Source organism: Pseudomonas sp. 65/3-MNA-CIBAN-0223, assembly GCF_040310425.1.
Lineage (GTDB): Bacteria > Pseudomonadota > Gammaproteobacteria > Pseudomonadales > Pseudomonadaceae > Aquipseudomonas > Aquipseudomonas gregormendelii.
This window is the reverse complement of sequence record NZ_JBEOPV010000023.1, coordinates 17,982-37,127: the sequence shown is the minus strand read 5'-3', so window position 1 is coordinate 37,127 and position 19,146 is coordinate 17,982. Positions and strand designations below refer to the sequence as shown.

General features: G+C 58.5%; 20 protein-coding genes. 15 read left to right on the top strand and 5 right to left on the bottom strand.

Annotation, left to right across the window (positions count from 1 at the left end):
• Nucleotides 1-7 precede the first annotated feature (7 nt).
• Nucleotides 8-706 (bottom strand): fumarylacetoacetate hydrolase family protein, encoded by a 699-nt coding sequence (locus AAEZ09_RS23260; protein WP_350600941.1) that lies wholly within the window; start codon nt 704-706, stop codon nt 8-10.
• Nucleotides 707-862: 156 nt separating this feature from the next.
• Between AAEZ09_RS23260 and AAEZ09_RS23255 the strand changes: the two genes are divergently transcribed.
• Nucleotides 863-1,789 carry a LysR substrate-binding domain-containing protein gene (locus AAEZ09_RS23255; protein ID WP_350600940.1) on the top strand — a complete coding sequence of 309 codons (927 nt, stop codon included), beginning with the start codon at nt 863-865 and terminating at the stop codon, nt 1,787-1,789.
• 220 nt (nt 1,790-2,009) lie between these two features.
• Here AAEZ09_RS23255 and AAEZ09_RS23250 read toward each other — a convergent pair whose 3' ends face one another.
• The 3 genes from AAEZ09_RS23250 to AAEZ09_RS23240 form a co-directional block, all read right to left on the bottom strand.
• A complete protein-coding gene (locus tag AAEZ09_RS23250) occupies nt 2,010-2,336 on the bottom strand; it encodes an EthD domain-containing protein (protein WP_350600938.1) in 327 nt (108 codons plus the stop codon).
• Nucleotides 2,337-2,347: 11 nt separating this feature from the next.
• Nucleotides 2,348-3,631: an MFS transporter gene (locus AAEZ09_RS23245; RefSeq protein ID WP_350600937.1), complete on the bottom strand. Its 1,284-nt coding sequence runs from the start codon at nt 3,629-3,631 to the stop codon at nt 2,348-2,350.
• 104 nt (nt 3,632-3,735) lie between these two features.
• The gene (locus AAEZ09_RS23240) at nt 3,736-4,410 is read right to left on the bottom strand and encodes a TetR/AcrR family transcriptional regulator (protein ID WP_350600936.1); all 675 of its coding nucleotides are present in this window, start codon (nt 4,408-4,410) and stop codon (nt 3,736-3,738) included.
• Nucleotides 4,411-4,524: 114 nt separating this feature from the next.
• On the opposite strand from AAEZ09_RS23240, the gene AAEZ09_RS23235 reads away from it, so the two are divergent.
• From AAEZ09_RS23235 to AAEZ09_RS23225, 3 genes are read left to right on the top strand one after another with little or no spacing between them, the layout of a single operon-like run.
• A complete protein-coding gene (locus AAEZ09_RS23235) occupies nt 4,525-5,352 on the top strand; it encodes an HTD2 family dehydratase (RefSeq protein ID WP_350600934.1) in 828 nt (275 codons plus the stop codon).
• A gap of 27 nt (nt 5,353-5,379) precedes the next feature.
• Nucleotides 5,380-6,543, top strand: coding sequence for an acyl-CoA dehydrogenase family protein (locus AAEZ09_RS23230; protein WP_350600933.1), 1,164 nt, complete (start codon nt 5,380-5,382; stop codon nt 6,541-6,543).
• Nucleotides 6,544-6,554: 11 nt separating this feature from the next.
• On the top strand, nt 6,555-7,373 hold the full coding sequence (locus AAEZ09_RS23225) for an HpcH/HpaI aldolase/citrate lyase family protein (RefSeq protein ID WP_350600932.1): 819 nt from the start codon (nt 6,555-6,557) through the stop codon (nt 7,371-7,373).
• A gap of 120 nt (nt 7,374-7,493) precedes the next feature.
• Here the strand turns inward: AAEZ09_RS23225 and AAEZ09_RS23220 are convergent, their stop codons facing one another.
• The gene (locus AAEZ09_RS23220; protein WP_350600930.1) at nt 7,494-8,732 is read right to left on the bottom strand and encodes an OprD family porin; all 1,239 of its coding nucleotides are present in this window, start codon (nt 8,730-8,732) and stop codon (nt 7,494-7,496) included.
• A gap of 265 nt (nt 8,733-8,997) precedes the next feature.
• Between AAEZ09_RS23220 and AAEZ09_RS23215 the strand changes: the two genes are divergently transcribed.
• The 11 genes from AAEZ09_RS23215 (at nt 8,998) to catC (ending at nt 19,140) form a co-directional block, all read left to right on the top strand.
• Nucleotides 8,998-10,194 (top strand): acetyl-CoA C-acetyltransferase, encoded by a 1,197-nt coding sequence (locus AAEZ09_RS23215; RefSeq protein WP_350600929.1) that lies wholly within the window; start codon nt 8,998-9,000, stop codon nt 10,192-10,194.
• 13 nt (nt 10,195-10,207) lie between these two features.
• A complete protein-coding gene (locus tag AAEZ09_RS23210) occupies nt 10,208-11,068 on the top strand; it encodes an alpha/beta fold hydrolase (RefSeq protein WP_350600927.1) in 861 nt (286 codons plus the stop codon).
• Nucleotides 11,069-11,102: 34 nt separating this feature from the next.
• Nucleotides 11,103-11,993, top strand: coding sequence for an MBL fold metallo-hydrolase (locus AAEZ09_RS23205; protein ID WP_350600926.1), 891 nt, complete (start codon nt 11,103-11,105; stop codon nt 11,991-11,993).
• Nucleotides 11,994-12,084: 91 nt separating this feature from the next.
• Nucleotides 12,085-13,008, top strand: coding sequence for a LysR family transcriptional regulator (locus tag AAEZ09_RS23200; protein WP_350600925.1), 924 nt, complete (start codon nt 12,085-12,087; stop codon nt 13,006-13,008).
• 124 nt (nt 13,009-13,132) lie between these two features.
• Nucleotides 13,133-14,185: a cyclase family protein gene (locus AAEZ09_RS23195; RefSeq protein ID WP_350600924.1), complete on the top strand. Its 1,053-nt coding sequence runs from the start codon at nt 13,133-13,135 to the stop codon at nt 14,183-14,185.
• 20 nt (nt 14,186-14,205) lie between these two features.
• Nucleotides 14,206-14,907 (top strand): SDR family oxidoreductase, encoded by a 702-nt coding sequence (locus AAEZ09_RS23190; RefSeq protein ID WP_350600923.1) that lies wholly within the window; start codon nt 14,206-14,208, stop codon nt 14,905-14,907.
• A gap of 205 nt (nt 14,908-15,112) precedes the next feature.
• The gene (locus tag AAEZ09_RS23185) at nt 15,113-15,817 is read left to right on the top strand and encodes a 3-oxoacid CoA-transferase subunit A (protein ID WP_350600921.1); all 705 of its coding nucleotides are present in this window, start codon (nt 15,113-15,115) and stop codon (nt 15,815-15,817) included.
• The gene (locus AAEZ09_RS23180; protein ID WP_350600920.1) at nt 15,814-16,536 is read left to right on the top strand and encodes a 3-oxoacid CoA-transferase subunit B; all 723 of its coding nucleotides are present in this window, start codon (nt 15,814-15,816) and stop codon (nt 16,534-16,536) included. The genes AAEZ09_RS23185 and AAEZ09_RS23180 overlap by 4 nt, the downstream gene beginning before the upstream one ends.
• The gene (locus AAEZ09_RS23175; RefSeq protein ID WP_350600919.1) at nt 16,533-17,408 is read left to right on the top strand and encodes an acyl-CoA thioesterase; all 876 of its coding nucleotides are present in this window, start codon (nt 16,533-16,535) and stop codon (nt 17,406-17,408) included. Before AAEZ09_RS23180 ends, AAEZ09_RS23175 begins: the two co-directional genes overlap by 4 nt.
• A gap of 134 nt (nt 17,409-17,542) precedes the next feature.
• Nucleotides 17,543-18,856: an MFS transporter gene (locus tag AAEZ09_RS23170; RefSeq protein ID WP_350600917.1), complete on the top strand. Its 1,314-nt coding sequence runs from the start codon at nt 17,543-17,545 to the stop codon at nt 18,854-18,856.
• 5 nt (nt 18,857-18,861) lie between these two features.
• A complete protein-coding gene (gene catC, locus AAEZ09_RS23165) occupies nt 18,862-19,140 on the top strand; it encodes a muconolactone Delta-isomerase (RefSeq protein ID WP_350600916.1) in 279 nt (92 codons plus the stop codon).
• Nucleotides 19,141-19,146: the final 6 nt, after the last annotated feature.

Below are 19,146 nucleotides of genomic sequence, written 5' to 3'. Positions count from 1 at the left end.
GAACGTATTAAACGATGTCGACCTGGATCTCTCCCAAGCCTTCTACACCGCCGGTCATGCGCTCGCCGACCACCACTGGTCCCACACCTTCAGGTGTGCCGGTCATGATCAAGTCGCCAGGCTGGAGTTCGAAGAAGCGAGAGAGGTAGCTGATTGTTTCCGGGACAGACCAGATCAGCTTGTCGATATCGCTGCGCTGCTTGTCCGTGCCATTGACCTGCAGCCACAGCCCGGCCTTGCTCGGGTGGCCAATCTGGCTGGCAGGGTGCAATGGACCGATCGGTGCCGAGGCATCGAACGCCTTGCCGATTTCCCAAGGGCGACCCATTTCGCGCATTTTCATCTGCAGGTCACGGCGAGTCATGTCCAGGCCAACGGCATAGCCATACACATAGTCGTTCGCCTGCTCCAGCGGAATATCGCGACCCGCCTTACCAATGGCCACAACGAGTTCGATTTCGTAGTGGTAGTTGCTGGTTTCGGCCGGATAAGGCAGTTCCAGCGGCTGGTGATAGGCCACAGAAATTACCGCATCGGAAGGCTTGCAAAAGAAGAACGGCGGCTCGCGATCTGGATCGAAGCCCATTTCACGGGCGTGAGCGGCATAGTTACGGCCTACGCAATAAACGCGGCGTACTGCAAACTGTTGCTCACTGCCAGCGACCGCCAAAGTTACGGGGGCTTGCGGGTCGAATACGTAGTTCATGGGAAGGCTCCAGGAAAAGGGGGGCAAGCTGACTACAGCAAGCAGGTTGCGCTGACATGCAACTACCACCGGCGTTTGTCCATTAAAAACCTGCCAGTCTTACTGGAATAATGATATTTTCCGATGCACCCATACTTTTTTACGTATATGAGCACCATGACCTGGACGACCCGTTTGCGCCTGCGACATCTGCAACTACTGATCAGCCTCGCCGAAACGGGCAGCGTCAGCGACGCCGCACGTACCGCCAATACAACACAGCCAGGGCTGTCGAAATGGCTCAAGGACCTGGAGGAAGATGCCGGCGCCACACTGTTTGAACGCCACGCTCGAGGTTTGCGCCCTACCAGCCAGGGCGAACTGCTGATCAACCATGTAAGACGCATCCTCAGCGAAATGGAGCGGGCACAGAACAACATGGACGCCCTCAAGGAAGGTAACGCGCCGAACATCGCCATCGGTACTTCGCCCGCTTCGGCGCCGAGCCTGGTGCCTGATGCCATCGCTCATTTCCTGGCCATGCACCCCCGGGCGCACGTCTCTCTGCAAGAGAGCACCATGAATGTGTTGCTGGAGCGATTGGAACTTGGTCATTTGGACCTGGTGGTTGGACGTCTCGACAGCTATCAGCCCAGGCCCACGCTGAACAGCCAGATGCTGTTTCGAGAACCCACACAGGTCATTGCCCGTCCCGGGCATCCGCTGACCTTGAAATCACACCTCAACTGGGATGATCTCTTGGCCTTCGACTGGATTCTCTGGCCAGAGGGAACGCCCATTCGCCAGCGGCTGGACTCGGCGTTGAGCAATGCGGGGCTCAAACCTTTGCCAAGTCGGGTCGAGTCGTCATCGCTAATGGCCAATCTGTGGCTGCTGCAAACGAGCGATATGCTTTCGATAGCCTCTGGCCGTGTCGCCGAGCATTTCACCAATCGTGGTCTAGTCAAGGCCCTTGACTTTGATATGGGCGCTGAAGGCAGCATCGGAGTCTGTTGGCGAGATGAACCTTACATTGACAATGCAGTTCTTGATTTCCGCGAATGCTTGCTTAGGGCCTCTGGCCGAGACAACCATATAAAATAACCCTGAGTCGATGACCAGCTGCTCAACCGCTGGTCTGGCTGCGGGACGATCCCTGGATGTAGACCCTAACGAAAAATGCTCCGCATCATTCGATACGAAGCATTTTCTTTGAGCGCTGCGCAGATTGTCAGGTTTTCAAACAGTCTGCGAAAGTCCTTATGTCAGTAATTTCCAGAGTTCACTGGAGCTATGTATCTCTATTGGTTTTTTCATTTACTGACTATAAAACCACATCGCAAGTTACAAATGGTTTGAGCCCGCCAATAAACGTTTTGCCGTGTTCAAACCAAACCTTCCTTTTCTCGGCCGCCATGTAAATCTCATAGTCGGCCTGATCGCGAAACCAGCATTCCCCAATTGCATGCACTCGTGGCACCTCAAGATAAGGTACGTGGGTGTCGCTTGGGTTCTCTGACACCAGCCTGACCTCATATTTGTGCAAGCCAGGAATGCCCTCACTCATTTCAAAGTGACGCCTGCATTCCTGTTTGAAGACCGCATCGCTCATGGTTTGAGGCTTAACCAGCAGATAGACGATTCTAATCATTTGAATTTCCTTCAGGTGCGTTGTCCGGGCAACGGTTGCGGGGACGGGCCGGTTCCTTTTTCAACCACGTCGAGTTCATCGAGCCGAAGCCCCTTGGTTTCGGGTAACAGCAGCAGGGCAAATACAGCGATGGCGTAAGCGACCAGGCAAAACGCGCCAACAGATTGGGATAGACCGAATTTGGCAGCGAGCAGCCCAACCCCGGTGACGGCCATTGCGCCCACCGACTTGCCGACGTTGTACGAAAAGCCCATGCACGTGGTGCGAACCTGGGTCGGGAACAACTCGCTTAAGAACGGACCCAGCGCCGCAAACATACCGATCGCCAATGCGCCGACCAAAAAGCCCATGATGTGCGCTACAAGAGGGTTGAGCGGCACGAACATATAGGCCACGGTGACAATCCAGGAGGCCAGCGACAGGATCATCAGCGTCGGGCGTCGGCCCAGGCGGTCTGACATGTAAGCGGTGGTGGCGAAGCCGCAAAGACTGCCTAGCGCCATGATCAGAATCGTCAGGATAAGCGACCCGGATACAACACCGCGCTCGGCCATCATCGAAGGCGTCCAGACCAGAATCACATAGCAGCCCGCCTGCAATCCAATCACCAACAAGCTGGCAAGCATGCTGACCTTGATGTACTTGGCGGAAAACACGCTTCCGATAGAGGCTTTATCCGTATCGAGCTTTTGCGATTGCTTGAACGCGTCCGAATCCTTGACGTTGCGTCGAATGAAAATCACCACCAGCGCGGGCAGTACACCGACCCAAAACGCCACACGCCAGGCGTACTCAGCGGGGAAATACGCCAGGATCCCGGTAACGATCAGCACCGCGCCGGCCCATCCCAAGGCGAAACCGGACTGCACGAAACCCAACGCCCTCCCTCGATTTTTCGGATTGATGACCTCGGCCATGAGCGCTACACCGATAGCCCATTCGCCGCCGAATCCCAAGCCTTGGAGAGTTCGTGCGACCAGCAACTGCTCAAAATTTTGCGCAAACCCCGCGACGACGCCGAAGAACGTAAACCAGCACACCGTGAAAATCAGGATGCGCACACGCCCGAAGCGGTCGCTCAGGATGCCTGCGATCCATCCACCCAAAGCCGCCGACAGCAAGGCCGATGTCCCGACAATTCCCGCCTCGCCTTTGGTCAGCCCCCAGATCCCGATCAGCGTGGGCAGCAGGAAGCTGAACATCTGCATGTCATAGGAGTCCAGAGCCCAGCCGGCATAGCAGGCCCAAAAGGTTTTTTTCTCACGCGGGGTGCCGCTTTTGTACCAGGAGAACATGGGCCGATCCTTATTGTTATGGGGGGTGCATCCAGGGGGCCGAGGATGAACCAGTCGTGTTGATGTGCCCATTTGCGTTTTTGAAAGCCGGCCTTTTACTTTTGCTAAGAAGCCCGGATTGTCGATCCACCTGTACGCTGGCCCCTCGAATTGCTAAACGCCTGGGCAATAATCAGTTCAACCATGGCGTAGACCAGATCCAGGCGGGCGCTCCCGGAGAGCCTCAACGCTGGCAGCCAGGCGGGGGCTTGATTGAGTAGCGTGACGATGCCTTTCGTGCAGGTGTGGCTGCACGCCGAAGGGCCAATAGCTGCAGCGATGATCTGTTCGTACCGCGCACGATGGGCATTGGCCTGATCGAGCCAAGGCTCACTTAGATGACGCCACTCCTGTTCCAACAGCTGAAAATGGCAGGGCATGCGGTCCTGTAGGCTCAAGTGCATCTCGATGATCTTGCGCAGCCGCTTCGGGGCCTCGGTCTTGCGCTGTATTTGCATGGCCTTGGTCTGTAATAACCCCAGCAGCTCTTCAAACAACTCGTAGAGCAACGCCTCCTTGCTCTCGATGTGGTTGTAGATCGAGCCGCATTTGATCCCCAGGGCCGAGGCCAGCTCGCGCATACCTACATTGCTGTAGCCCTTGCTGGCAAACAGCGAAATCGCTTGTTGGCGTGTATCCAGAAATGTATTTATAGCCGCCTGCTCCCACAAAAGCCTGACAGCAGCATGATTGGCAGGGCCGGCGACAGCAATTTCAAAAAATGGAAGGCGGCGTTGCATCCTGCCTGCCCAGCCTTAGGCAAAGCTTCACGCTGACTTACGCAAAAGCCAATTCCCCACCTCCGCTCTCCCCTTCATCCTGTTGGCAACTGCAGCCAATGGGGAAAGCACAACATGCAAGATTTCGAACCGGGAATCTGGGTCGGCCGAACACAGGTGCGCAATGACCAGTTCAGCCTCCCTTTGGTGCGGCGCATCGCTGCGATGTTCAACGTCCCCGCGCCAACGGACGGCCAGGAGTTACCTTGGCTGTGGCACTGGTGCTTTTTTGATGACTGCGCCGAACAACGCCAGCTCGGACCTGATGGGCATCCGACGCTGGGCGAATTCATGCCGCCTGCGTATGGACGTAACCGCATGTGGGCAGGCAGCCGGGTCGAGTTCTTCCATCCTCTGCGGGTCGGTGCGTCCGCCCGCCGTCACACGACGATCAAGCATATCGAGGAAAAAAAGGGCCGCACCGGATCCCTGCTATTTGTCACGCTCGCTCATGATCTGTGGCAAGACGAGCAGCGGTGCATCAGCGAAGAGCAAGACATTGTTTACCGTGAACCGAACCCACCCAAGCTCAGCGCCGGTGAGCCGCTTCCCGAAACGCAGTGGAGCGAAAACATCAGCCCCGATCCGCTCCTGCTGTTCCGGTACTCAGCCGTCACCTTTAATGCGCACCGCATCCATTTCGATTGGCCTTATGTCACCGGGACAGAGGGTTATCCCGGCCTGGTCGTCCATGGTCCGCTGACCGCCACCCTGAACCTTGCCGCTTTCGTACAGGCAAACCCATTGGCACGTGTTCGGCAGTTTTCCTTTCGCGGCGTTCGCCCTCTGATAGCGCCCACCCCGTTCAAGGTCGGTGGACACCATACCCGGCACGGTTTCGCTGACCTCTGGGCAGGCGATGAGAGCGGTATCAACCAACACGCAAGCGTCGAATTCGACTGAGTTTTACATCACTCCATAGGACTTCAGATGAATCCCAATAACAACGAAGACTTCAATGCCATCCGCGAAGGCGTACGCGCCCTGTGCGCCGAGTTCGATGCCGCTTACTGGCGCCAGGTCGATGAAGAAAAAGGCTTTCCCGAAGCCTTCGTAAAGGCCTTGACCGATGCTGGCTGGCTGTCGGCGATGATCCCCACCGAATACGGCGGTTCAGGCCTGGGCCTGGCCGAAGCTTCGATCATTCTTGAAGAAGTGAACGCTTGCGGTGGTAATTCCGGCACCGTGCACGGGCAGATGTACAACATGTTCACCCTGCTGCGTCACGGCAGCGCGGCGCAGAAAAGCTATTACCTGCCGAAACTGGCCAGCGGTGAATTACGCCTGCAATCGATGGCCGTGACCGAGCCCACCACCGGCACCGACACCACCAAGATCAAGACGACGGCGGTCAAGCAAGGTGAAAAGTACGTTATCAATGGCCAAAAGGTCTGGATCTCGCGGGTGCAGCACTCGGACCTGATGATCCTGTTGGCGCGCACCACACCGCTGGCCGAGGTCAAGAAAAAATCTGAAGGCATGTCGATCTTCCTCGTCGACTTGCGCGAGGCCATCGGCAACGGCCTCACCGTGCAGCCCATCGCGAACATGGTCAATCATGAGACCAACGAGCTGTTCTTCGACAATCTGGAGTTGCCGCTGGACAGCCTCATCGGCGAAGAGGGCAAGGGCTTTCGCTACATCCTCGATGGATTGAACGCCGAGCGTACGTTGATTGCCGCTGAATGCATCGGCGACGGTCGCTGGTTTATCGAGAAAGCCAGTGCCTATGCCCGCGACCGTGTGGTGTTCGGACGCCCGATCGGGCAGAACCAAGGCGTGCAGTTCCCGATTGCCGAAGCCCATGTCGAGATTGAAGCGGCGGACCTGATGCGCTGGCGCGCCTGCGATGAATACGACAGCGGCGAGAACGCCGGGGCCAGCGCCAACATGGCTAAATACCTGGCGGCCAAGGCCTCCTGGGAAGCGGCCAATGCTTGCCTGCAAACCCACGGCGGGTTTGGCTTCGCCTGCGAATACGACGTAGAGCGCAAATTCCGCGAAACCCGTCTGTACCAGGTGGCGCCGATCTCAACCAATCTGATTCTGTCCTACGTCGCCGAGCATCTGCTTGAACTGCCACGCAGCTTCTAAGGAGCGAAATCATGAATGACCACCTGATGCGCTCGGCGCTTTTCGTGCCTGGCAACCGGCCCGAACGGTTCGCCAAGGCGCTGACCAGCGGCGCCGACGTCGTAATCGTCGATTTCGAGGATGCTGTCCAGGCGTCGGACAAAGCCTTGGCCCGGGACAATCTCGGAGCGTTTTTGCAGGCAACGCCGACCGGCCGCGTCTGGGTACGAATCAATATGGCCAGCCATGCTCAGCACGAAGCCGATCTGGCGTTCTGTGCGAGCCAATCCGGCGTGTGCGGCGTCATGTTGCCCAAGGCTGAAAGCGCAGAACAGGTCGCCCGGGCTGCCACTACTGGTCAGCCGGTTTTGCCTATTATCGAAAGCGCATTGGGGTTGCAGGCGCTGGCCGCGATTTCTCAGGTTTCGGGTGTAGACCGGCTGACCTACGGTGGCCTGGACATGAGCTTGGACCTCGGCTTGATTGCAGGCACCGCTGGCGCTGAATGCATGCTCGATCAGGTTCGGTTCGCCCTGCTGCTGCACAGTCGTCTCGCTGGCTTGGCCCCACCGCTGGAGACCGTCTATGCGCGCATTGACGACCCCGTCGGTCTTGAGCACTTTGTCTTGAGCTCAAATAACAAAGGGTTTGCAGGTATGCTGTGTATTCACCCACGCCAGGTCGAGGTTGTGCATCGGGCGTTGGCGCCAACCCTCACTCAGGAGGATTGGGCTCGTCGTGTGCTGGCGAGCGCAGATCAACCAGGCGCCTTTCAACTAGACGGGCAAATGGTCGACGCCCCGGTGATTCAACGTGCACGCAATATCCTGAAAGCCGCCAACAACGCCTGACGCCAAGCGATACCATTAACGGACCATCAGGATTTCCGGTGGTCCATTTTGCGATACGGCTAAAGGACCACCAGCCTCTGATGGTCCTTTTTTGGTTTCAGTGGTGCCTGGTTCGCTCAGTTATTCGAATGCATAGGTATACGACAGAATCACTCGGTTTTCGTCCAGGTCACCCAGTGCATCCGAGCGCACCATCGCGTTGCGCCAGCGCATTCCGAAGTTTTTCAGCGGGCCATTCTGGATGACGTAGCTCACGTCCAGATCGCGTTCCCACTCCTGGGCGTTGCTACCCGCCACCTCGAACCCGTCACCTCGCAGATAGCGCGCGAGAAAGGTCAGGCCCGGCACGCCAAAAGCGGCCATGTTCACGTCGTAGCGAGCTTGCCATGACCGCTCTTGGGCACGGGTGAAATCGAGAATCTGCACCACGTTAGCGACGTTCGGGTCTGCATCCTGCAAGAAGGGAAGCGCTGAATGGCCACGGTTGTCCTGGTAGCCGACCCGCCAGGTATGCCCACCCAGATTGGCCGACAACAGCAGCGACGTCAGTCCACTGTCGATCTTTCCTGCCCGCTGTGCTCCCGCCTCAGAGGAGCCGAAGTAACCCAGGTTACCACCCAACGTCCAGCGCCCAAGGGGTTGAGTAGCCAGCAGGCCGAAGTAGTTCTGCTGGTAGACATTCCCCAGCTCTGCCCGCCAAAAGGAGGCAGTCAACTGGGGACTGAAGGTATAGGCCGCACCGGCGTAATCGAAACGGTCACTGCTGGCCGAATAGTTAGCCGTCCTCAGGTCATCGTGATTACCACTGGAGTTACGGTAGTTGACGCTGCGAAATTGCCCGACATCAATCATCAGGTTATCCACGTCGGTGGACGTCAGGGCGACGCCATTGAAAAGCGGTGGCAGCAGCCGCGCATCACTAGACAACACGACGGGAGACTTAGGCATCAAACCGCCCACTTTAATCTCGGTTTTCGACACTTTGGCCTTGAACACCCCCGACAGATCGCTGTATTCACCCGGCCCCGCGTTTCCAAATGCGTTAGGCAGCAAACCGGTTCCTGCGCGGGCAGCGGACGAATCCAGTTTGACCCCTAGCGCGGCATTCAGGTCTACACCGAAGCCTACCGGGCCTTCGGTGTAGCCAGATTTAGCGTTGAACATGAAACCTTGCGCCCACTCTTCTCGCTTGGACTGGGGTGCATCGTCCTGGCGAAAGTCACGGTTGAAGTAAAAGTTGCGCAGACTGAGCGTAGTGCTGCTGTCGCCAAGAAAGTCAGCTTGGGCGATGCAAGGAAGGACCAGAATTGGCGCGACACAGGTAAGCGCGCACGCATGTGCCAAGGGAAGCTTTTGCATGGGAGGTGGTTTCCGATAATTATTTTTATTGGGTCGCCACAGCGTCGGACGCTCAGGGCGCAGCCAGCATGGGCAGCCCTTTACGGCTTGGGTATTGGATTTTGCTTAAGCGGCACTTGCGCCGAGGAAAACACCCCCTACCAAAGGGTGGTGGTTAAGCAGCACGGAACGCTGCCTTTTGCTAAACGAAATTGTCTGGCAGACCCACCTCCGCCATGCTGGTTTGAACATGTCGCACACGCCCATAACAAAAGGTACCAGCGTGATGAAAGACGCTTTGATCGTGTCGCCGCTGAGAACGCCTATCGGCAAATTTGGTGGCGCACTCGCCTCACTGACTGCTGATCAGCTCGCGGCTACGGTGATTCGTACTCTGGTGAGTCGCCTGAACCTCGCCCCCGATTCTCTTGATGAAGTCATCGTTTCCCAATCTTACGCCAATAGCGAGGCGCCCTGCATGGGCCGCTATGCCGCACTGCTGGCCGACTTGCCCATCGAGGTGCCGGGTTACTCGCTAGACCGGCGCTGCGGTTCGGGCCTGCAGGCCATCGCCGATGCCGCGATGCGTATCCAGACAGGCCACGCCGAAGCGGTCATGGTCATCGGCGTCGAGAGCATGAGCAACATCGAGTACTACAGCAATGACATGCGCTGGGGCGCGCGCGCCGGCAGTGTGAAAATGCACGACCGCCTGGAGCGAGGCCGTGAACGCTCACAACCCGAAGCTCGTTTTGGTCATATTTCGGGCATGCCGGAGACTGCTGAAAACCTGGCCCGCGATTACCATATTTCTCGTGAAGACGCTGACCGTTTCGCCGTTCGCAGCCACTTGAATGCAGCAACGGCATGGCGCGAAGGACGGTTTGCCGACGAGGTCATTGCCCTTGATGTGCCACGCAAGCGTGGCGCAAGCGAACGCGTGAACATGGACGAAGGCATCCGCGCGGATGCCAGTCTGGAAACCATGGCAAGCCTGCGCACACTGTTGCCTGATGGGGTGTGCACCGCAGGCAACTCCAGCCAGCAAAACGATGCCGCTGCCGGCTGCCTGGTGGTGTCCCGCGAATACGCAGCACGGCATAACCTGCAACCGATCGCTCGGCTGGTGGACTGGTCCTCGGCCGGATGTGACCCGGCACGCATGGGTATCGGCCCGGTGCCCGCCGTGGCCAAACTGCTTCAACGCACCGGTCTGAGCCTGGCCGACATGGGCCTGATCGAGGTCAACGAAGCCTTTGCCGCTCAGGCACTGGCAGTCTTGCGCGCCTGGGACATCCAGGATATCGAGCGGGTCAATGTCAACGGCTCGGGTATTTCTCTAGGGCATCCAATTGGCGCAACAGGCCTGCGTATCATGACCACCCTGCTCCATGAAATGCGCCGACGCGACGTACGTTATGGACTGGAAACCATGTGCATCGGCGGCGGCCAGGGTATGGCCGCGATTTTCCAGCGCGTCTGAGCGAGGCAGCGACATGAACTGGGTGAAGGTAAACAACCAGGTACTGCGCTATGACCTAGGCCCGAAGACCGGGCCAGCGCTGGTTTTGATTCATGAAATGGGCGGCTCCCTGGAAAGCTGGGATCAGGTTTGCACCCTCCTCCAAGGGAAGTTCCAGACGCTGCGCTATGATGTGCGCGGCTCAGGACTTTCAGAAAAAATCGTCGGCGAAATCGATCTCGATGCACACATCCACGATCTCGCTGCATTGTTGGACAGGCTGCAGATCAACGGGCCCTTGGCATTGGTCGGGGTCGCGGTGGGCGCTGCCATTGCCATTCGTTTCGCGGCCCTTCATCCACATCGGGTCAGCCACTTGATCGCACTGGCACCGGCCTGCGGCGTGGCGCCCACGGCCCGCGAGGCTACGCTGGCAAGCGCCAGCATGATTCGCCAAGAAGGATTGAAAACACTGATCCCGGCGCTGCTGGACAAGACCTGGCCCGCACCGTTGCGAACAGATGCCGCTGCATTCGAACGCTTCAACCTTCGCTGGCTGAGCGCAGACCCACATAGCTTCGCCGCTATCTTCGCGATGCTTGCGCGCATGGAGCTGGAGGCCGATCTGCCCCGCTTACCACTCCATTCACTGCTGGTCGCAGGCGAATTTGATGGCTTGCGTCCGCCTACGGAAATCAATCGGCTCGCGGGTTTTGCCAGTCACATCGAAGCGCTGCAGGTTGCCTCGGGGCATTTCATGCCAGTACAGAGTCCGCGCTGGGTCGGGGCGCTGCTTGAACATTACATTCTCGAAGGCCGTACTGGCGCCGAGATTTACCGCGATTTCATGGCCAAACCTGAACATCGGGTCGCCGTCAGCGGGCACGCTGCCTAGCTGAACCTAATAAGAGAAAAGAGGAAAACACACCATGATGCAGTCACGCATGATCGGCGATATAAAAGTCACCCGAATCCTCGAATACGCGGGACCGACCCACGATCCCGCCTTTCTGTTCCCCTCGATCGATCGCAGCGTTCTCGAAGAGCACCAACAATTGATGGCACCCCATCATTGGGTGCCACACATGGACAAATTGATCGTGACCATCCAGTTCTGGGTGGTCCACGCCGGTAGCAACATCATCGTGGTCGACACCGGTGTCGGAAACTTCAAGCCGCGTGCGGGCATCCCGCGGATGAACATGCTCAATACCCTGGTGCGCGAATGGATGACCGCTGCGGGTGCGGCGCCGGAAAAAGTAACCCATGTCGTAATGACGCACCTGCACGCCGATCACGTCGGCTGGAACACCACATGGCAGGACGGACGCTGGGTACCGACATTCCCCAACGCCCGTTACTACATTCCCAAACAAGACTTCGACTTCTGCAAGGAAGGCAAGAACAAGGAGTCAGGCGTCATCGACGTGTTCGGTGATTCGTTCTTTGACAGCGTCATGCCAATCATCGAAGAAGGGCTTGGCGTGATGATGGAGGCGCCCCAGGAAATCGCCGATTGCCTGGTGGTCGAGCCTGCGCCAGGACACAGCCCGGGGCAAGTGGCATTCCGCGTACGCTCTCGCGGTGAGGAAGGTCTGTTCTGTGGCGACATCCTGCACAGCCCGATTCAGATCATTCGTCCAGACGTGAATTCCGGTTATTGCATCTGGGAAGACACTGCCCGCACTACGCGAATGGAATTCCTCAACCGCGCCGCTGATCGGGAAGCGCTGATCATGCCGGTGCACTTTGGCGAGCCACATTGCGGCTATATCCGGCGACAGGGCGATGGCTTTCTTTTTGAACCGGCGCAGTGGTAGACCGGCGATCCCTACGCAGCCGCTCGTTAATGGACAGGCGATGGAGACTGCCATTACCTTGGGTGATCTCTGATCAAGAAGTTGAAGAATAATGGCGACCCATTTTGATATCACTGACTTCCGCCTGTTCATCAACATTGCGGAAACCAGCAGCCTGACCCGAGGCGCCGAGCGTTCGTTTCTGTCGGTTCCCGCGACCAGCAATCGCATCAAGAACCTTGAAGACAACCTGGGCATGCGCCTGCTCGAACGCTCACCTCAGGGCGTGACACTGACCAACGCGGGCAAGACCTATCTGCAACATGCGCGAGTGATCCTCGCGCAGCTGGCATTGCTCACAGGTGACCTGCAGGAATATGCCATTGGCCTGAAAGGACAGTTGCGGTTGCTGGCCAATACCACGGCGATCACCGAATACTTGCCGCCGGTGGTGGGCGAATACCTGAAGACCCATCCGGACGTGCATATCGACATGCGCGAGCGCCTCAGCGACGACATTGTGCGCAGTATTCGCGATGGCGGCGCCGACCTTGGAATCGTGTCCGGCAGCGTGGTCACCGACGGGCTGCAAAGCGTGCCGCTGGTGTCCAGTCGCCTGATGGTCATCGCCCCCCTCGGGCATCCCATACTGGCCAACAGCGAAGTGTTTTTCAAAGAAGCCCTGCAATACGCGTTCGTTTCGTTGCTCGAAGGCAGCGCGATCCACGTATTCCTCAGTCGGGCCGCCGCTGCGCTCCATACACCGTTGACGATTCGCGTGCAGGTAGCGAGTTCAGATGCGATTTTCCGGATGGTCGAAGCCGGTGCCGGCATTGCCATTGTGCCCCAGGCCGGATTCACCCGGCTCAAGGGCCAACAAAACATCGGGTCGTGCACCCTGCTCGATCCTTGGGCGGTCCGTACCTTCCAGTTGTGCGCGCAAGATTTTGACGGGCTTTCGTCGTTCGCCCGGGATTTCGCAAACAGCCTGGTCGAATGGTGCCACGCCTCGGACAGTGCTGCCCCACCGGTCTGAACAACGCTTGATGCCCCCCGACAGAACACCAGAGTGCCCGTACTACGCGAGCCTGAGAGTAGGAGGTTCAATACACATGGGGGGCTGACGGCCGCCTGCGATTTATAAGAAGAAGGAAGGCCATATGACCTATCACCGTTGGAAACATCGTCCAGAAGGCTCGAACTGGGGGGATTTTGGCCCCGACGATCAGAAGGGACGACTCAACCTGCTCACCGCTGAAAAGGTTCTGCAAGGCATCGCCGAGGTCCGCGAAGGTCTGGCTTTCTGTTTGAGCCTTCCGCTGGACTACCCGGGCGGCAATGCCATGAACGCCAATCGCCGGCCCCCGATTCTGCGCCCCTTGCTGCGTAAAGGCGGGGTCAATATGAATTATCAGTACGACCGCATACAGGCGGGCCGCCCCGACGTGCTGAGCGACGACCTGGCCATTTTGCATTTGCAGTATTCCACTCAGTGGGATGCCCTTTCTCACGTTGGCGCCCTGTTCGACGCCAACGGTGACGGGTTAGCTGAGCCGCTTTATTACAACGGCTATGCCGCGGGCATTGATGTCGTCGGCCCCAGTGATATCGCCGATTGCGGCGTTGAGGGTGAAATCTCCCCGCACAGCACCTCGTGCGCCCACGCCCTAGGCATCGAACGCATGGCCGAAACCTGCGTGCAAGGCCGTGGCGTGATGATCGACCTGCACCATCACTACGGCGATGCTCGTACCCATATTGGTTATGACGAATTGATGTATGTGCTCGATGCCGATCAGGTAAAGGTCGAGCCTGGCGACATTGTCTGCCTGCACACCGGCTACGCCGAAGCGGTGCTCGGAATGAACAAGCAACCGGTCCCCCAGGTCCTGGACGCGCTGGGAGCGGTACTCGACGGTAATGACCAGCGTCTGCTGCAATGGATCACTGACAGCGGATTGGTCGCTATCGCTGCCGACAATTACTCGGTGGAAATTTTTCCCAACGGACATGGCGATGGCTGTTGCTCCGTCATGCCGTTGCATCACCACTGCCTGTTCAAGCTGGGTATTCACCTGGGCGAACTGTGGCATCTCACGCCTCTGGCCAAATGGTTACGCGCCCACCAGCGCAATCGTTTTCTGCTGACCGCCCCACCCTTGCGTCTGCCGGGAGCCGTGGGTGCGCCGTTGAATCCTGTCGCAACCGTCTAGAGCCACTCAAGGAACACACGATGTCCAGAGAAAGAGTACTGATTACTGGCGGCGCCTCAGGTATTGGCGCAGCGATTGTTCAGCGTTGCATTGAAGACGGCTTCGAACCGGTGATTATCGACCGTATTGGAGAGGGCATTCTTGCTGACCTCCGTAATGTCAAAGCCACCGCGCAGGCGCTGGAACAAGCGCTGGCCGGCGGGCCTATCACCCGACTGGTCAACAACGTTGGCATGGTCTGCCCCAACAGCGCGCAGGAACAAAGCCTCGATGAGTTGGAACAGGTCTGGGCGCTCAACGTGCGCTGCTCGCTGCAGTGCATGCAAGCCCTTTTGCCCGGCATGAAAGACGCTGGCTTCGGGCGCATCCTCAACATGTCTTCACGCGCGGCCTTGGGCAAGGAGCTACGCAGCGCCTACGCCGCCACCAAGGCGGGATTGTTGGGTATGACCCGGGTCTGGTCGCTGGAGTTGGGCCGCTTTGGTATCACGGCCAACGCTATCGGCCCTGGCCCGATCCGGACTGAATTGTTCGAGCGCGCCAATCCACCAGACAGCCCTCGCACTCAGGCCATCACCGATTCGATCCCCGTCAAACGCTTGGGCATGCCGGACGATATCGCCCAGTCTGCCGCGTTTTTTCTAGACGCCCGAAGTGGCTTTGTCACTGGTCAAGTGCTGTACGTCTGCGGTGGGATGACAGTCGGCGTGGCCGGTGTTTAACGCCTTCGTAGAACGGCCGTTAATCAGTGGTTAATCAAGCCTTCCGAAGACCGAAATTGTGGCTGCCCGCTGTGTTGGGCAAGCTGATCAGACCAGGCAGTTGAAGCGTCCGGGCCACGCACCCGACGCTTTAACTGCCTGTACCCCGTCGTTATCCCGACGCTGGACGATAACGGTGGACGATCTCACAACAAGGACCACATCCATGATCGACAAGCTTTCCACCAGCGTACAGGCGGCTCTGGCTGATATTCCCGATGGGGCCACCATCGCCGTGGGCGGTTTCGGCGGTGCGGGCATGCCCGATGACTTGATTGAGGCGCTGATCGACCAGGGCGCTCGCAACTTGACGCTTGTCAGCAATAACGCGGGACAGGGCGATACCGGTCTTGCTGCACTGCTCAAGGCGGGTCGGGTGCGTCGGATTCTCTGCTCCTATCCGCGCATGACCGGCTCTCACGTTTTCGAAACCCTGTATCGCGCCGGAAAGATCGAGTTGGAGATAGTGCCTCAAGGCAATCTGGCCGAGCGCTTGCGCGCTGCGGGCGTAGGTGTTGGCGCGTTTTTTACACCCACAGGCTTCGGCACGTTGCTGGCCGAAGGCAAGGAGACCCGCAGCATCAAAGGCCGCGACTATGTGCTTGAGTATCCGATCCCCGTCGATTACGCCTTGATCAAGGCCGAGGCCGGTGATCGTTGGGGCAACCTGGTGTATCGCAAGACGGCGCGCAACTTCGGCCCTGTGATGGCCATGGCGGCAAAAAACACGATCGCCTCAATCGAGCGCTTCTGCGAGCTCGGTGAACTGGACCCCGAGACCATCATCACACCGGGGATCTTCGTCAAGCACCTGGTGTTGCGCCGCGACCCGGCCGGCGAACCAGCGACACTTCTAAATCGAGCGGGATGACTGGTATGGACAAGAATGTACGCATAGCCATGGCGCAACGAGTCGCCCGAGACATCACCGAAGGTTCTTACGTCAACCTGGGAATTGGCCTGCCGACCCTAGTAGCCAACCACCTGCCGCTGGATAAAGACTTCTTCCTGCACAGTGAAAACGGCGTGCTGGGCCGCTGGCAAGCCGCCGCGCCTGGCGAAGAAGACTGGGACATGATCAACGCGGGCAAAGAGCCTATCGAACTCGCCCCGGGCGGCGCATTTTTCCACCATGCCGACTCCTTCGGGATGATGCGCGGCGGGCATCTGGATGTCTGCGTATTGGGCGCATTCCAGGTGTCGGCCACCGGTGATCTGGCCAACTGGCACACCGGTGCAGCGGATGCGATTCCGGCTGTGGGTGGTGCAATGGACCTGGCCATCGGCGCCAAGCGAGTCTTCGTCATGATGGAACATCTGGCCAAAGATGGTTGCAGCAAATTACTGCCAGCGTGCACCTACCCATTGACCGGCCTGGGTTGCGTGAGTCGTGTCTACACCGAACTGGCAACGATGGATATCACCGCCAGCGGCGTAAAAGTGCTCGAGTTGATCGGCGACATCACGCCCCAGGCATTGCAGGAGGTGACACAAGTGCCGCTGGACTTCAGTGCGCTGACCCTGCGCGAAGACTCGTCGACCTTGCACACGTCTTTGACCCCCAGCGCTTTGGCGACCATGAGCCAATGAACAGCGGGCGCAGTTGGGACCAACGCGATCTCACCGAACTGCTGACCCTGGAACCGGCGGGCCAGCAAAACTGGCGTAGCTATGCCTATGACATCAATGCCAACGGCCGGGTCTATGGCGGTCAGTTGCTGGGGCAAGCGTTGTGGGCCGCGGCGCAGACGGCGAACGGACGCAGCCCGAGCATGCTGCAAATGACGTTTCTGCAAGGTGCGCGTCCCAAAGACCTCATCGAATACAGCGTCGAGGCGCTGCAAGATGGGAGACGTCTTTCCACTCGCCACGTCTATGGTGTCCAGGGTACCGGCCTTGTGCTCAGCGCCAACGCCAGCTTTCAAGTGGCACAGTCCGAGCCCGGCGATCCGCACCAACTGCAGCAACCAATGCCGGCGCCGGAAAGCCTGCCGACCTTGGCTGAATTGGCCGAGCGTTGCCCGTTGAACAGCGAGGGCGTGCAACTGCGTTTCAGTGCCCGGCCGGTACTCGATATCCGGCTTATTCATCAGGATCATTTCCAGCACTCCACTGCCGGCCGAGACATCGCTTATTGGGTGCGCCTTAACCAGCCGCTAACGGCCGAAGGCTGCCTGCACCATGCGGCGCTGGCGTACCTGTCTGACGGTTGGCTGAACGCCAGCCTGGCACCGGGGCAAGGGATGCTTGATCTCTCGCAAAACCATTACGTCAGCAACCTCAACCACACGCTGTGGTTTCACAGCCTGGAGATCGACGTCAACGAGTGGTTGCTGTTCGTCAACGAAGCCGTGCGCAGCCTCTCCGGACGAGGGCTGACCATGACTCACATCTATCGGCGAGACGGTCGACTGGTCGCCAGTATGGCCCAGGATTTATTGATTTCACCGCGCGATGCCTGAGCTTGAGTCAAGCTGCAAGGCCCGGCTTTGCTAAGGAAAATGGGCGCCACCCGGTCACTGCTGCAGTCTGAATCGCAGCCTCTCAGGCCCAAGGTCCCTCCAATAAAAAGTCCAATAACAAGAAGGACGGCGATATGTTCGAATGGTACAGAACCGGCTCCTCACAAGAACGCAAAACGTTCTGGGCATGTTTTTCCGGCTGGGCGCTGGATACTTACGACGCCCAGATGTTCAGCTTTCTATTGCCGACCCTGATGGCGGTCTGGCAGATATCCAAGGGCGAGGCCGGCATCCTCGGCACCGCCGCGCTACTTTCGGCGGCACTGGGCGGTTGGGCCGCCGGTATCCTCAGCGACCGCTACGGTCGGGTGCGGATTCTGATATTCACCATCTGCTGGTTCACGCTCTTCGGCGTGCTGGCAGGTTTTACCCAATCCTTCGAACAAATGCTGATCGTGCGCACCTTGCAAGGCCTGGGTTTCGGCGGTGAGTGGGCCGTCGGTGCCGCGCTGATGGCCGAGGTCATTCGTCCCGAGCATCGCGGCAAGGCGTTAGGGTTTGTACAGAGCGGGTTCTCGGTGGGCTGGGCTCTGTCGGCGGTGGTGATGACCGCGCTACTGGCTTACCTGCCACCGGAGATGGCGTGGCGTGTCGCCTTTTGGGTGGGGATCATTCCGGCCACGTTCGTGCTGTTCATCCGCCGCAACGTCAAGGACGCCGAAATTTTCAAGGAAGCCAAGGCCGCCAATAACGAAAAGGCGTCGATCCTCTCCGCGTTCCGCCCTTCCGTGATCCGCCTGACCCTGCTGGGCGCCCTGTTAGTGACGGGTCTACAGGCCGCCGCCTATACGATCATGGCGTGGCTGCCAACGCTGATGGTGCAGGTCCGCGGGCTGAAGCCAGGGCCAGTCGTCTTCACGATGCTGATCATGTGCGCCGGCGCGTTCGCCGGCTTCGTCCTCACCGCGTACCTCTCCGATCGCTACGGTCGTCGGCCTGCGCTGCTGGTCTTCTGCCTGGGCGCATGGATTTTCACCGTGGTTTACATGCTCGTGCCGATGAGCCCCACCGTATTGATGCTGATGAGCTTTCCTGTCGGCGCCTTCGCCACGGGCATCTTCGCTGTCGTAGGGCCTTTCCTGAGCGAGCTGTTCCCAACTCACATCCGCACCACCTGCATGGGCTTTTCCTACAACCTGGGTAAATCCCTGGGTGCATTGTCTATCGCGGGCGTCGGCGTTCTGTCTGAGCGTTTTGGCTTGGCTGAAGCGATCGGTGGCTTTTGCCTGGTGGCCTACGCTTTGGCAATTATCGCCGTGTTGCTGCTGCCGGAGACGCGCGGTGTGCGCCTGGAAGATGTCGACGCCAACCTTGGTCACACCTCGGACGATCACAGCGCCAGGGTTACCGACCATCCATTGATCAACAGCAAAATCCAATCGGAGTAGTACTCATGCTTTATCACGTAAAGATGGACGTAAACATTCCTCGCGATATCCCTGCCGACACCGTGGAAGCGATCAAAGTCGCCGAGAAGAAACGGGCCACCGAGCTTCAGGAGTCAGGCAAATGGCCGCACCTGTGGCGAATAGTCGGGCAGTATTCGAACATCAGCATCCTCGACGTGGCCAGCAACGACGAGCTGCATGCGCTGCTGTCCAGCCTGCCACTGTTCCCGTACATGACCATCCAGGTTACGCCATTGGCCAAGCACCCGTCCTCAATCGTCTAAAGATCA